This window comes from Pseudomonas bijieensis (genome assembly GCF_013347965.1).
Taxonomy (GTDB): domain Bacteria; phylum Pseudomonadota; class Gammaproteobacteria; order Pseudomonadales; family Pseudomonadaceae; genus Aquipseudomonas; species Aquipseudomonas bijieensis.
The window spans coordinates 1007264-1021012 of record NZ_CP048810.1; the positions used below are offsets into that span (position 1 = coordinate 1007264).

General features: G+C 60.0%; 12 protein-coding genes and 1 pseudogene. 12 read left to right on the top strand and 1 reads right to left on the bottom strand.

The features are described 5' to 3' along the window. The first annotated feature begins 260 nt into the window (after positions 1-260). The 9 genes from GN234_RS04120 to GN234_RS04160 all read left to right on the top strand — a co-directional run bounded on the left by GN234_RS04120 (position 261) and on the right by GN234_RS04160 (position 8601). Positions 261-1895, top strand: coding sequence for a methyl-accepting chemotaxis protein (locus GN234_RS04120; RefSeq protein WP_116832355.1), 1635 nt, complete (start codon positions 261-263; stop codon positions 1893-1895). 300 nt (positions 1896-2195) lie between these two features. Further along, entirely contained in the window at positions 2196-2759 is a 564-nt protein-coding gene (gene pnuC, locus GN234_RS04125) for a nicotinamide riboside transporter PnuC (RefSeq protein ID WP_109755365.1), read from the top strand. Continuing rightward, the gene (locus tag GN234_RS04130) at positions 2756-3280 is read left to right on the top strand and encodes an AAA family ATPase (protein ID WP_176687928.1); all 525 of its coding nucleotides are present in this window, start codon (positions 2756-2758) and stop codon (positions 3278-3280) included. Before pnuC ends, GN234_RS04130 begins: the two co-directional genes overlap by 4 nt. A gap of 322 nt (positions 3281-3602) precedes the next feature. Beyond that, positions 3603-4049, top strand: coding sequence for a hypothetical protein (locus GN234_RS04135; RefSeq protein WP_176687929.1), 447 nt, complete (start codon positions 3603-3605; stop codon positions 4047-4049). 1 nt (position 4050) lies between these two features. Then, entirely contained in the window at positions 4051-4644 is a 594-nt protein-coding gene (locus GN234_RS04140) for an adhesin (RefSeq protein ID WP_176687930.1), read from the top strand. Between the two features lie 59 nt (positions 4645-4703). Beyond that, positions 4704-5681: a heme utilization protein gene (locus GN234_RS04145; protein WP_109755362.1), complete on the top strand. Its 978-nt coding sequence runs from the start codon at positions 4704-4706 to the stop codon at positions 5679-5681. Between the two features lie 104 nt (positions 5682-5785). Continuing rightward, on the top strand, positions 5786-6466 hold the full coding sequence (locus GN234_RS04150; protein ID WP_109755361.1) for a C39 family peptidase: 681 nt from the start codon (positions 5786-5788) through the stop codon (positions 6464-6466). A 58-nt stretch (positions 6467-6524) separates the two neighbouring features. Then, the gene (locus GN234_RS04155) at positions 6525-7271 is read left to right on the top strand and encodes a hypothetical protein (protein WP_163853757.1); all 747 of its coding nucleotides are present in this window, start codon (positions 6525-6527) and stop codon (positions 7269-7271) included. A gap of 46 nt (positions 7272-7317) precedes the next feature. Beyond that, entirely contained in the window at positions 7318-8601 is a 1284-nt protein-coding gene (locus tag GN234_RS04160; protein ID WP_109755359.1) for a transporter, read from the top strand. A gap of 139 nt (positions 8602-8740) precedes the next feature. Here the strand turns inward: GN234_RS04160 and GN234_RS04165 are convergent. Further along, positions 8741-10067, bottom strand: a pseudogene (locus tag GN234_RS04165) (sigma-54 dependent transcriptional regulator). Positions 10068-10408: 341 nt separating this feature from the next. On the opposite strand from GN234_RS04165, the gene GN234_RS04170 reads away from it, so the two are divergent. The 3 genes from GN234_RS04170 (at position 10409) to nhaB (ending at position 13746) form a co-directional block, all read left to right on the top strand. After that, positions 10409-10675, top strand: a complete 267-nt coding sequence (locus tag GN234_RS04170) for a hypothetical protein (RefSeq protein WP_109755357.1) — start codon at positions 10409-10411, stop codon at positions 10673-10675. 183 nt (positions 10676-10858) lie between these two features. Further along, positions 10859-12148: a hypothetical protein gene (locus GN234_RS04175; protein WP_176687931.1), complete on the top strand. Its 1290-nt coding sequence runs from the start codon at positions 10859-10861 to the stop codon at positions 12146-12148. 95 nt (positions 12149-12243) lie between these two features. Beyond that, complete coding sequence (nhaB, locus tag GN234_RS04180) at positions 12244-13746, top strand: sodium/proton antiporter NhaB (protein WP_116832350.1); 1503 nt, start codon at positions 12244-12246, stop codon at positions 13744-13746. The last annotated feature ends 3 nt before the right edge of the window (positions 13747-13749 follow it).

The window sequence follows — 13749 nt, forward strand, 5'->3', positions numbered from 1 at the left end:
AAGACGCTGTTCATGCAGGTCTTATCAATATTCAAGTGTCAAGCAGGTGCTCGCAGCGGGTGCACGATAACTGTGATCTTTCAAAAAAAACCAATGAAAAATCAGAACAGGCTCAGGTTTTGCGCTGCGGGGCCGAAATCCTATCAGACAAGCCCTGATAACGCTGCCGCGTTATGACCCAGGTCAATTACGTATAGCTGCCGGGCGCTAAAGTGCCGGCCGTCGTTAATGACAAGAATAAGAAACCGGAGTGACAGCGTATGAATAGCTTGCGCAGTGTGTCGATCAGCCGACGCTTGTGGCTCATCCTGGTGGTGGCCATCGTGATGTTGTTCACGCTTGGCGCCTTGATGCTTAAACAGATCCATACCGACCTTTACCAAGCCAAAGTGCAGAAAACCCAGCACGTGGTACAGACCGCCAGTGGCGTGCTGAGCTACTACCATGGCCTGGAAACCGCTGGCACCCTGACTCGCGATGCCGCGCAAAAGCAGGCCCTCAGCGCCGTGCGTGGCCTGCGCTATAACCAGAGTGACTACTTCTGGATCAACGACCTGACGCCCGTCATGGTCATGCATCCGACCAACCCGAAGCTTGAAGGCCAGAACCTCTCGGCCATCCGCGATCCGAACGGTTATGCGCTGTTCAACGAGATGGTTGCCATCGCCAAGTCCAAGGGCGCCGGCATGATCAATTACCTCTGGCCGAAGCCGGGCGCCGAGGCCCCAGTGGGCAAGACTTCCTATGTCCAATTGTTCGAGCCCTGGGGTTGGGTCATCGGTTCGGGCGTGTACATCGATGACGTCCAGGCCGAGTTCCAGTCCCAGTTGATCAAGGCTTCCGTGGTCGGTTTGATCATCACCCTGCTCATGGGCCTGCTGTTGACCCTGATCGTGCGCAGCATCGTCGGCCCGCTGCAGGAAACCGTCAACGCCATGGCCAACATCGCCAGTGGCGAGAGCGACCTGACCCGCACCCTCGACACTCATGGCCAGGACGAAGTTACTCAACTGGCGCGGCATTTCAACGCCTTTACCGCCAAGTTGCGGCAAGTGGTGACCCAACTGCAAGCCTCGGCCAGTGCGCTGGGGCAATCCTCCAACGAATTGGGCAACGATGCCGCCCAAGCCCAGGAGCGCAGCCAGCAGCAGTCGCAGCAAATGGAGCTGGTGGCGACCGCGATCAATGAAGTGACCTATGGCGTGCAGGACGTCGCCAAGAACGCCGAGCACGCAGCCAGTGAAATGCGCGACGCCGAGTCTCAGGCCCAACAAGGCCAGGTCAACATCGACGGCAGCTTGCAGCAGATCGACCGCCTGTCTCAGACCATCGATCAGGCGGTGGAAGTGATCCGTACCCTGGCGAGCGAAAGCACCCAGATCGGCAGCGTGCTGGAGGTGATCCGCTCCATTGCCGAACAAACCAACCTGTTGGCCCTCAACGCCGCCATCGAGGCTGCCCGCGCCGGCGAACAAGGCCGGGGCTTTGCGGTGGTCGCCGATGAAGTGCGACTGCTGGCCCAACGTACACAGAAGTCCACCGCAGAGATCCAGGCGATGATCGAGCGCCTGCAAACCCATTCCGAGGCCGCGGTGAAAGTCATCAGCGACAGCAGCCGTGCCTCGCAACTGACCATTGAACAGGCCGGCCTGGCCGGTGCCAGTCTCAACGCCATCGGTCAGGCCCTACGCAATCTCAACAGCCTGAACGCCTCCATCGCCAGTGCCACCCTGCAACAGGCCCATGTAGTGGAAGACATCAATCAGAACGTCACCCAGGCCGCCGGACTGTCCCACAGCACCGCCATGGCCGCCGAACAATCCAGCCAGGCCAGCAGCCGTCTCAAGGCGCTGAGTGAACAGTTGAACGGGTTGCTCAAGCAATTCCGAGTGTGAGGGTTGTGCAGGGCCTCTCTGCGGGGGGCGATGCTCAGTTAAAGCTGTTGTGATTTATTGTGGCGAGGGAGCTTGCTCCCGCTGGGCTGCGTAGCGGCCCCCTTTTTTGTGAGCGCTTCGCGCTCAAGCGGGAGCAAGCTCCCTCGCCACGGACTCGACTTGCTCTCCAGCTACGCAACATCTCTCTGCGGGAGCGCGCCTGCTCGCGATGGCGGCGGCACATCCCGCACTGATATTGGAGCTGCCCACGCCATAACGTTTACAATCCCCGCCCTCTCCTCTTTTCCCCAAGGAACCGCCATGTCCGGGCTTGAACTGTTTGCCGCAGCCCTCGGCGTGATCGCTGTCTGGTTGACCGTCAAGCAGAACCCCTGGTGCTGGCCGATCGGCCTGGTCATGGTGCTGCTGTACAGCTGGATCTTTTTCGAGGTGAAGTTGTATTCGGACATGCTGCTGCAGGTTGTCTACGCGGTGTTGCAACTCTACGGCTGGTGGCAATGGACTCGTGCCGGGCACAATCATGATGGACGCCAGGTCACTCGCCTCGGTGGGCCGTCGGTGTTGCTCGGCTTGGCTATCGGCGCAGCAGGCAGCCTGTTGTTGGGCGCCGCCATGGCTCACTGGACCGACGCCGCCCAACCCTGGCTCGATGCCGCACTCACCGGCTTCAGCCTCGTGGCCCAATGGTGGATGGCGCAAAAACGCGTGCAATGCTGGCCGCTGTGGATCGCCCTGGATGTGATTTTCGTCGGCCTGTTCATCTATAAGGGCTTGCACCTGACCGCCGCACTCTACGCCCTGTTCACCCTGCTGGCCGTGCAAGGCTGGCGGGAATGGCGCGCCGACCCGGCCCTGCGCGCATGAAGGTAATAGTGCTGACCGGCCCGGAATCCAGCGGCAAGAGCTGGCTGGCGACGCAATTGCAGGAACACTTTGGTGGCGTGCGGGTGGATGAATACGTGCGCCACTTCATGGAACAGACCCAGCGTGATACTTGCCTGGCTGACATCACCAACATCGCCGCCGGCCAACTGGCCTGGGAAGATGAAGCACGTGCCCGCCGGCCGGCGCTGTTGATCCTCGATACTCACCTGTTGAGCAACATCCTCTGGAGCCAGACCCTGTTCGGCGACTGTCCGGCCTGGCTTGAGCCGGCCCTGCTGGCCCGCCATTACGACTTGCACCTGCTGCTGCGCCCCGAGCAGGTGGAATGGACCGACGACGGTTTGCGTTGCCAGCCCGAACTGGAAGAGCGGCAGGCGTTTTTTGAAGCGATCGAGGCCTGGCTGAGCCGACATCGGCAACCTTTGCAGGTCATTCACGGCAATTGGGCGCAACGCCAACAGCAAGTGTTCGCAGCCGTTGCCCACCTGCTTGAAGCCTGATCACAAGGGTGATCTGTTCCATTCCTGAAACAACGGCGTCGCACCAAACCCGGATCCAAAGCCGCTTCGCGCGATTGTCATCAAGACTGTCAAGCTTGTGAAACACCCGCCTAAAAGCCTGGATCCAGAGCCCTGGGACAGTAAATGACCGATTAGTCACCATGTACCTTGTCTCAGCGCTGAAACAGGCTTCTTCCCAGGCATCTCGGCCATTAATACAAGTCATTGAATTAAAAGGTATTAAAAAAACCGGCACAACACCTGCTCTTCCCACTTCGCAACGCTGGACCAGGGCCAGCCCACCGAAGAAGGAACCGATGCCGTGGGGACTTTCGAAAGAAGTTTGACCTGTCTGTTGTTGATCGGCTGCGCCGCCAGCGCAACGCTCAGCTTGCCAGCGCGGGCCGAGGGCAACGGCGTCATTGTGCTCACCCGTGACGTGCAGCCCATTGCAATCGGTCGCAACGGTGGCAAAGACCCCTACCCGACCACTGTCAATGCCAACCCCTCCGAACGCATCAACCAGGCGACCGCCAGCACCGAACTGAGCGATGGCGAGTTCGCCAGCGTGGCCAGCGGTTCGTCGATCCGCAACATCGTCACCCCGAACACCGGTGTGCAAGGCCTGAACGTCGTGACCAACCCCAACGGCATGCCGGGCATGAGTGCCGGCCACGGTGGTGGTAGCGGCGGCGCGATCTCCGGCACCATCAACCGCTCGCTCAGTTCCGGCCTGGCTCCGTTGGGTCGGTTGGCGGGAGGCCAGTGACATGAAGCCCGCCCTGTTTCTCCTCGCCCTGCTCATGCTTTCCCTGCTCAGCTCTTTCAACGTATTTGCCGATTCGGGTGTTGCGGTGATCAGTAGCGCCAACCTGCAGGATTCCGGCAGCCATTACACCGGCAACTTCAACGTCAACCAGGCGGCCGGCGACCAGACCCAGCAGACCAACACCCGAGCCATCGCCATCGGCAGCCACGCCCAGGCCAGCACCCATGTGCAACAACGCGTCGACACGCCGGCCAACCCGTCCATGAACGCCACCGCCCGCATCGGCGGCCAATCCTTTACCAACGGCAACGGTGTGCTGGGCGTCAACCAGTCCGCCGGGGCCAACAACCAGATGGCCAATGTCATGCGAGTGGGCATCAATGCCCATCCGCAGAGCATTGACGACAGCGCCCTGTCTCAACAGAACGTGGCGTTGCTACCGAACTCAGGAGCAACTGGCGCCCCAACCGGCAGTCGCCAGGTCGTTACCAGCGACCAGGCCTTCACCGGCAGCCGAGGGGTCATCCAGGTGAACCAGAGTGCCGGGGTGGGGAACCGCATGGCCAACACCCTGAGCATCCGGGTCGCTGATTGACCCGGAGGCTACATAAGAAAGTACTGACACTTAACCAACGACAAGCAAGGAGAAACACCATGAAACCTACAATGGCACTCAAACCATTGGTTTTCGCTCTCGCCGCTGTCATGGCAATGGCTGCGCAGGCTGGAGGAAACGACAACGGGCACGGTAATGGTCATGGCCACCATGGTCCTAAAGGCCCAACGTGGGAAGAACAGCTTTCCATCAACGCCAGCGCGATGGCTACCGTGATGGATGAGCAGAACAGCGACGGCAACGAGGTGCTCAACCAGGGTACTAAAAACACCGCCGAAGCCACCGACTCCCTCAATGGCAGCAACGGCAACATGGGGGCCAACATCGCCGCCGGCGACGGTAACCAACAAGACAACGCCGCAGCGCTGGCGACCGCTGACGAAAGCTTCATCTTCGGCTCGGCTGTCGCCGCCTCAAGTGCCACGCAAACCAATACCAACAACTATGTAAAAAACAACTCGACCCACAACAACGCCTCGCTCACCAATGCGGGCAACAACGGCTCCGGCAACATCGGCATCAACGTGACCGCCGGTAACTTCAACCAACAGAAAAACAACCTGGCCATCGCCGTATCGGGTGGCCGTGTCGCACAGGCCTCTGCCGAGGCCAATCAGTCCTCCACAGGCCTGGTGGTCGACAACAAAGGCGTGCGGACCTACAAAACCGACACCCTTACCAGCACCTCCAGCGCTTCCGGCACCTTCAAGGCCAAAGGCACCGGCACCGTCGAGGATGACGGCCATGGCGGATGGGGCAACAAAGGTGGCTACGGTGGCGGTCACGATGACGACAAGTTCAAGTTCTCCGCCGTGGGTACTTTCGAACTGTCCGGCACCAACACCCAGCAAGTGCTGACCCGCGACGGCTGGAAAAACCCTGTGCTCAACAACGCCACCATGACCAACTCCATGAACGGCTTCTCCGGTAACGGCGGCGCCAACGTGTCGGCGGGCGTGGGCAACCAGCAGAGCAACTCGCTCTCCATCGCTGCCGGCTGCAGGGCTTGCATGTAAAAAGTACCACTGCGGGGGTAGTTGCCCTGTGGGAGCAAGCTTTGCTCCCACAGGCTCGCTCCCACAGGGGCCTTTTTCCAGGGTTCCCACCAGGCGTATCGATCATGCGTGTCACTGCTGTTTCACTGCTGCTCTGCATGGCCTGCGTGGCCGAAGCGGCGCAGATACCAGTCGCCGCCCTGCCTGGCGGCATGCTGGTCTACAAACCGGTGCAAAGCATACGCGAGCGCAAGTTCAGCGACATCGTCGAGCAGAAAACCGATTTCAGTTGCGGCGCCGCCGCGCTGGCCACGGTGCTGCGCCAGGCCTATTGGCTGGACGTCGATGAAGAGCACGTCATCAAAGGCATGCTGGTCAATGCCGACCAGGATCTGGTCCGTACCCAAGGGTTTTCCATGCTGGACATGAAGCGCTACGTGGAAGCCATCGGCATGCGAGCCCGAGGCTACCGGATACCGCCAGAGAAACTCGAAGCGGTGACGATCCCGGTGGTGGTCCTGATGGAAATCCGCGGCTACAAGCACTTCGTGGTGTTGCAGCGGGCCGACAAGCAATGGGTCTACATCGGCGACCCGGTTCTGGGCCACAAGCGCTACGCCCACGATGATTTCGTCAAAGGCTGGAACGGCATCGTCTTTGCGATCGTCGGCCCCGGCTATGACAAGACCAATACGCTGCGCAACCCTCCGCAACCACTGACGGCACGTAACAAACTGGACGGGTTCAACCCGGTCAGGGATGCAGAACTGATGGATTTCGGCTTCATACAGAGCGACTTCTTTTAATCGCCGACCAACTGCCAACATAAGTACAAAAAGGAGCAGGACGCTCCGGGAGCAGCACATGAAAACTTCACACTGGCTGTCGCTGGCCTGCCTGGCCGCGGCTGCCTCGGGCTATGCCCATGCCGGCTTCAAACCCATCGAAGTCAAGGACCAGGAGCTTGCCGAGCTGCGCGGTCGTTATGTCATGCCCGGCCGAGTCATCAGCTTCGGCATCGTCATGAGCAGTACCTGGCGCAACGCCAGCGGCGACCTGATCGGCGCCACCAGCACCATGCAAATCCAGTCCGCCACCGTCAAACCCCAGTTTTATGTCTCCACCATCAAGCAGACCGGCAACGGCAGCGTCCCGGAACAGGGTAGCGGCAATATTACCGGTGGCGCCGGCCTTGGCACGAGCCAGGGCGTGACCCAAAGCGTACGTGCCGCCGGCGACGGCAATACCGCCTACAACAACGTCAACATCAATGTGAGAGAGAGCAACCAGGCGCCCGCACTCGTGCCTTCCCAAGGTCAACTGCTGACCAAGGGCCAGACCATCAGCGGCAGCAACGCCGCCGGCAGTGTCGCGGTCACCGCCACCGGCAGTGGTGTGCAAATGGCGATCCAGGCCAGCCATAACCAGGGCAGTACCCTGCAACAAGTGGCTCAAGGTGGTTTGCTGCAAAACACTCGCCTGCTGGGCAACAGCAACCTGGTCAACAACATGACGCAACTCAACGTGGTGCTGAACAATAACGGCGCCAGCGCCGGCGCACTGGACTGCAACCTGACCCAACTGCGCGGCCTGCGTAACCTCGGTTATTGAACTACGCTGGTTTCCGATCATTGGGCAATTAGGGACGGCATATTTCATGTATCGATCCGTATCGTTGCGCGCTGTGATGTGTTTAAGCACGTTGTTCCCGGCGACCGTGTTGCACGCGGCCCCGGATGCCGAAATAGAGGCCCTGAAACAGGAGCTTCTCGAGCTCAAGCAACGCTACGAGGTCCAACAGAAGGCCCTGGCGGTGCTCGAACAGCGGGTTCGCCAAGTGGAGGATCAACCCGCCGCTCCACCGCCCAAGCGCCTGGCCAAGTCCCCCGCCGACATGAAAGGCAACCAGACCGTGGCCGGCGGTGGCGCGGCAACGACCGGCGGCAGCGGCTATGGACAATCCCTGGCCGATGATTCCCAGCCGGCCCAGAGCGTCTCCAACCTCTATGACGAGGCCAGCGGTTTCTTCGGCGGCGGCAAATTCAGCTTCGAGACCGGCGTGACCTATTCGCGCTACGACACGCGGCAACTGATCCTCAATGGTTTCCTGGCCCTGGACTCGATTTTCCTGGGCAACATCAACCTCGACCGGATCAAGGCCGACACCTGGACGCTGGACCTCACCGGTCGCTACAACTTTGACAACCGCTGGCAGTTCGACCTCAACGTCCCGGTGGTCTACCGCGAATCCACGTACCAGTCAGGCGGCGCGAACAACGGCGCAGCCGGCGTCACCAGCGAAGAAACCGTGACCCGCGACCCCACCATCGGTGACGTCAACTTCGGCATCGCCTACAAGTTCATGGATGAGTCGATCAACTACCCGGACGCGGTGGTCACCCTGCGGGTCAAGGCTCCAACCGGCAAGGACCCGTTCGGCATCAAGCTGCGTCAATCCCAGGCCAACACCAACCTGTTCGTGCCTGACGACCTGCCCACCGGCAATGGCGTGTGGTCGATCACCCCTGGGCTTTCGCTGGTCAAGACCTTCGACCCGGCCGTGTTATTCGGTACCCTTTCCTACACCCATAACTTCGAAGAATCGTTCGACGACATCAGTTCCACGGTCAACCAGAAAGTACCGGGCAAGGTGCGGATCGGCGACAGCTTCCAGCTCGGCGCGGGCATTGCCTTTGCCTTGAACGAGAAGATGAGCATGTCGTTCTCGGTCTCTGACCTGATCCAGAAGAAAAGCAAGCTCAAACAGGACGGCGGCGACTGGGAATCGGTGGTCTCCAGCGACGCCAACGCCGGCTACTTCAACATCGGCATGACCGTCGCTGCCTCGGACAACCTGACCATCGTGCCCAACCTGTCCATCGGGTTGACTGACGATGCGCCGGATTTCAGCTTCAGCCTGAAATTCCCGTATTACTTCTAGCGCAGGATGACGGTCTTGACACCGTACCCTGTGGGAGCGAGCCTGCTCGCGATAGCGGTAGATCAGTCATTTTAACTGTGACTGACACACCGCTATCGCGAGCAGGCTCGCTCCCACAAGGAATCGTGCAGGGCTTGAGTCAGCGGATCTGATGCTTGTGCAGCAACCGATAGAACGTCGGCCGGGACACGCCCAGCACCCTCGCGGCCACGCTCAGGTTGTCGCTATGACGATTGAGCACATCGCTCAGGGCTTGGCGCTCGGCGCGGGTCTTGTAGTCCTCCAGCGTACCCATCGGGGCCGCCACGCCTTGGTGACTGGCCAGGCCGAGGTCCCGGGCCTCGATTTGTCGCCCCCTCGGCCAGCACCAAGCCGCGACGGACGCGGTTGGCCAATTCCCGCACATTGCCGGGCCAGTCATGCATGCCCATCGCCACCAATGCATCGTCGCTGAAGCTGCGGGGGCGGCGGCCGGTTTCCCGGCTGTAGAAATGGGAAAAGTGGCTGGCGAGCATCGCCAGGTCGCCATGGCGTTCGCGCAGCGGCGCCATCACCACTTGCAACACATTCAGGCGGTAATACAGATCCTCGCGAAACCGCTTGTTCTCGATGGCCGCCTCAAGGTCCACATGGGTAGCCGCCAAAACTCGCACATCGACCGCAATCGGCTGGCTACCACCGACCCGCTCAATGTGTTTTTCCTGTAGAAAGCGCAGCAGGTTGGCCTGTAACTCCAACGGCAGGTCGCCAATTTCATCGAGAAACAACGTGCCGCCGTGGGCCGCCTCGATCCGTCCGATCTTGCGTTGGTGAGCGCCAGTGAACGCGCCCTTCTCATGCCCGAACAACTCGGACTGGATCAGGTGATCCGGGATGGCTCCGCAGTTGATGGCAATGAACGGCCGGTTACGCCGGTGAGACTGACAATGCAGGGTGCGCGCCACCAGCTCCTTGCCGGTACCGCTTTCGCCCCGGATCAACACCGGCGACTCGGCAGGCGCCAGCTTGCTCAACAATTTACGCAGCTCGCGAATCGGCTTGCTGTCGCCCAGCAGCTCATGTTCGGGCTGATCAATGTGGATCGAGCCCTGCCCCCGCAGGCGCGCCATGCCAAACGCCCGGCCCAGTGTCACCTGGACCCTGGACACGTCGAACGGCAAGGTATGGAAGTCGAAAAACCATTCGCAGACAAAATCACCGACGTTCTGCAGGCGCAACACTTCCTGGTTGAGCACGGCGATCCATTCGGTACCGCTGCGACTGATCAACTCCTTGACTGCTTCCGGGCGTTCCAGATGGAAGGGCTGCAACCGCAAAAGACCGACGTCACAGGTCCGATCGCCGGCGTGTTCGAGGGAGCAACTGTCCACATCCCAGCCAATGGTGCGCAAACCTGGCAACAAACGATGACAATCGTCGCAGGGATCAACCACGAGCAGACGACGTGACGTACTGGCTTCGATCATGACTGATCCTTGGCGCCAAAATAAGGAAATATGATTAGAAACAGTCGTTTGGCAAACCTGCATGTAACAGTAGCAAGAAGTTGACGCCTCCTTGTATCAATTGATTATCGAAATCGCGTCAAAGTGGTTATAAGCGAGCGTTTCGTTAGTTGTCGCGCACCTGTTTCTTTCATGGCGCTTTCAAACAAAAGCCCAAAAGCCTGGTCTGAAAGAAAATCGAAATTTATTTAAATAATGTGTGACCCGCGTGCGGGTTCGGAACATCAGTACAAGTAACCAGCCGCACGGTACGCCCAACCGACGGCACATCATTTGTTTGGGCACACTTAAGAGAAAACGCCATGAACGCCCCGCTCCGTATCAACGAAGCTCTTTTGATTGCCGACCGCGCATTCCGTCCTTTCCAATGCGTGGCCTGGGCTCCACAAGACGGCAACGGTGAACTCAGCCTGACCGTCATCGACCGTACCAATACTCATATTGGCCGCACCCAGATTCCGAGCAGCGCCTATACCGACCCGGTCCAACTGGCCGACCTGTTGAAACAGGCCCGTGCCGAACTGAGCCAGGAAGGCTACAAACTGCAATCCTGGTCGATGCCTGAATAACGACCTGTAAAGCCTGTTATCGATTGCAGGCTTGGCTCTGGGTTGTAAAGCCATTGTTATGGCACGAATCGCCGCTGTATCTGTAGAACATGACAGTTGTGCGTTACCACATTCAGGGATTGAATGATGCCCTCATGCAGTCGTCGCCCTTTCGGGCCGGTCGATACGCAAGGAGAGGCAGGCATGCTCGATCAGTTCGCGTTTGTGCTCCCCGGGGCCATGGCCCACGCCGGGCAACTTGACTCAGGCTTTGCCGCCAACGGCAAAGCCTGGATTCATTTCGAAGACAGCACCTCGAGCCTGACCACCGGGCTGACCCTCGACCACGCCGGACGAATTCTTGTGGCAGCCAGGATCGAGACAGCCCGCGGCAGTCGGTTCGGGTTGGCGCGACTCAATCATGACGGCTTGCCTGACCCGGGCTTCGGTACCGACGGTTGCGTGATTGGCTCATTTGAAAACGGCTTCGAAGCAACCGCAGGCCAAGTGATCGAGTTGCCCGACGGGCAGATCCTGCTGTCCGGCCTGCACTACGAAAACAACGACCACACCCTTCCTGCCCTGGCGCTGTTCGACCAGCAAGGTCGCGCCGTTCAAAGCTTCGGCAACGGCGGCCGGCACATCATCCGGCTTTGCGGCAATCTCTCCCAAGGCCTGCGCGATCCGTGGCTGCCGCCCGGCGTGCCGGGGCTTGAAGCCTGCGACATGCAAGTGCAGGCCGATGGCCGGATCCTTGTGCTCGCCAACCACCACTACCAATTGTCCGATCATGTCGGCGTACTGATCCGCCTCTTGCCGGACGGAACATTGGATACCTCGTTCAACGGTCGCGGTTTCGTGATGGTCCGACGCTTATTGAAAAATACCTGGCTCGGCTGCCTGGTGCTCCAGGCTGACGGTCATATTGTCGTCGGCGGTGCCATCGACTTGCCCCAGCATGGTTTGATTGCCCGCTATGACAGCAGTGGCAAACTCGATGACAGCTTCGGCGAGAACGGCTTCATGACAATTCTGGCGCAAGGTCACAGCGTAATGGTCAGCCAGATCGTTCAGGATGCGAACGGTGATCTGCAAGTATTCGGCAGCAGCCGTGACCCGATGCATAGCCTGGCCCTGAAAGTGCGCCCGGACGGCAAGCCGGACCGTCACTGCAACCAGGGCCAGTGCCGGCTCATGGCGATCGGACGCAACACCAGTCAGTGGACCGCCGCTCAACTTCAGCCGGACGGAAAACTGGTGACCGCCGGTGCCACCATCGGCGGTATCGAGGCCGATTTCATACTTGCCCGGCACTTGCCGGATGCCAGCCTCGATCCGGATTTCGGCCAGGGCAAAGGCTGGGTTCGTACGCGACTCGGCTACAGCCTGGACACCGCCACCGCCCTGGCGGTGCAGGCTGACGGCAGAATCCTGGTGGGCGGCTATTCGCTCCACGGTCGTTATCGAGCGGTGGTTGCGCGATATTGGGCCTGAACCGAATTATCCCGGGGGAACAGTATTTATTCCTACGCTTGATATTCCCCATCTCTTACGGCAAGTTGCGCGCTTCTAATTAAAAGGAGCAGCCGATGTCCGGTCCAATGGCTCAGGCTTTCGCGCACAACTTTCTGGGGCACTCCCCACGCTGGTATAAGGCGTGCATCATCACTTTCCTGATCCTCAATGCCGTGGTGCTGTGGACCCTGGGTCCGGTCATTGCCGGTTGGATGCTAGTGGTGGAGTTCATCTTCACCCTCGCCATGGCCCTTAAATGCTACCCGCTGATGCCTGGCGGCCTGTTGCTGGTCGAAGCCCTGGTGCTGGGCATGACCACCCCCAAAGCGCTGTATGACGAGCTGCTGCATAACTTCCCGGTCATCCTGCTGCTGATGTTCATGGTCGCCGGCATCTACTTCATGAAGGATCTGCTGCTGTTCCTGTTTTCACGCCTGCTCCTGGGCGTGCGTTCCAAGGCGCTGCTGGCCTTGATGTTCTGCTTTCTCTCGGCGTTCCTGTCGGCCTTCCTCGATGCCTTGACCGTCACGGCGGTGATCATCAGTGCGGCCGTGGGCTTCTATGCGGTGTATCACCGTGTGGCCTCGGGCAATGATCCACGCCTGGACAGCAACGTCGATGAAGACCACGAGCTGCCGTCGCACCATCATGAAGATCTCAACCAGTTTCGGGCGTTTCTACGCAGCCTGCTGATGCATGGCGCCGTAGGCACCGCGCTGGGCGGCGTATGTACCCTGGTGGGCGAACCGCAGAACCTGCTGATCGGCCATGAGATGGGCTGGCATTTTGCAGATTTCTTCCTGAAAGTCGCGCCAGTGTCGTTGCCCGTGCTGGTGGCAGGGCTGGTGACCTGTGTGGCACTGGAAAAGCTGCGCTGGTTCGGTTACGGCACGCTGCTGCCGGACAACGTACGTACCGTACTGGCCGACTACGCCGAGCAGGACAATCGCGAACGCACAGCACGCCAACGCGCCGCCCTGATCGTGCAGGGCATCGCTGCGTTGATCCTGATCGTCGGCCTAGCCCTGCACATCGCCGAAGTCGGCCTGATCGGCCTGATGGTCATCGTGTTGATTACCGCCTTCACGGGGATCACCGACGAGCACCGGCTCGGCAACGCGTTCAAGGACGCCATGCCCTTTACCGCACTGCTGGTGGTGTTCTTTGCGGTGGTAGCGGTCATTCATGACCAGCAACTGTTCACCCCGCTGATTCAATGGGTGCTCGCCCTGCCCGCCGATCAACAGCCAGGCATGCTCTTCATTGCCAACGGCCTGCTGTCAGCCATCAGCGACAACGTATTCGTGGCGACCATCTACATTACCGAAGTGAAGCAGGCCTTCGTCTCCGGCCACATGAGCCGTGAGCAGTTCGAGACCCTGGCAGTGGCCATCAACACCGGCACCAACCTGCCCAGCGTCGCCACGCCTAACGGCCAGGCCGCCTTCCTGTTCCTGCTGACCTCAGCGATTGCCCCGCTGATTCGCCTGTCCTATGGCCGGATGGTCTGGATGGCCCTGCCCTATACCGTGGTGATGGGTGGCCTGGGCTGGTATGCGGTGACGTACTGGTTGTAGAAA

Bases quoted from the DNA above. Each gene is read 5' to 3' on its own strand.
- GN234_RS04120 (WP_116832355.1), top strand. From the start codon at position 261: ATGAATAGCTTGCGCAGTGTGTCGATCAGCCGACGCTTGTGGCTCATC.
- pnuC (WP_109755365.1), top strand. From the start codon at position 2,196: ATGTCCGGGCTTGAACTGTTTGCCGCAGCCCTCGGCGTGATCGCTGTC.
- GN234_RS04130 (WP_176687928.1), top strand. From the start codon at position 2,756: ATGAAGGTAATAGTGCTGACCGGCCCGGAATCCAGCGGCAAGAGCTGG.
- GN234_RS04140 (WP_176687930.1), top strand. From the start codon at position 4,051: ATGAAGCCCGCCCTGTTTCTCCTCGCCCTGCTCATGCTTTCCCTGCTC.
- GN234_RS04145 (WP_109755362.1), top strand. From the start codon at position 4,704: ATGAAACCTACAATGGCACTCAAACCATTGGTTTTCGCTCTCGCCGCT.
- GN234_RS04150 (WP_109755361.1), top strand. From the start codon at position 5,786: ATGCGTGTCACTGCTGTTTCACTGCTGCTCTGCATGGCCTGCGTGGCC.
- GN234_RS04155 (WP_163853757.1), top strand. From the start codon at position 6,525: ATGAAAACTTCACACTGGCTGTCGCTGGCCTGCCTGGCCGCGGCTGCC.
- GN234_RS04160 (WP_109755359.1), top strand. From the start codon at position 7,318: ATGTATCGATCCGTATCGTTGCGCGCTGTGATGTGTTTAAGCACGTTG.
- GN234_RS04170 (WP_109755357.1), top strand. From the start codon at position 10,409: ATGAACGCCCCGCTCCGTATCAACGAAGCTCTTTTGATTGCCGACCGC.
- GN234_RS04175 (WP_176687931.1), top strand. From the start codon at position 10,859: ATGCTCGATCAGTTCGCGTTTGTGCTCCCCGGGGCCATGGCCCACGCC.
- nhaB (WP_116832350.1), top strand. From the start codon at position 12,244: ATGTCCGGTCCAATGGCTCAGGCTTTCGCGCACAACTTTCTGGGGCAC.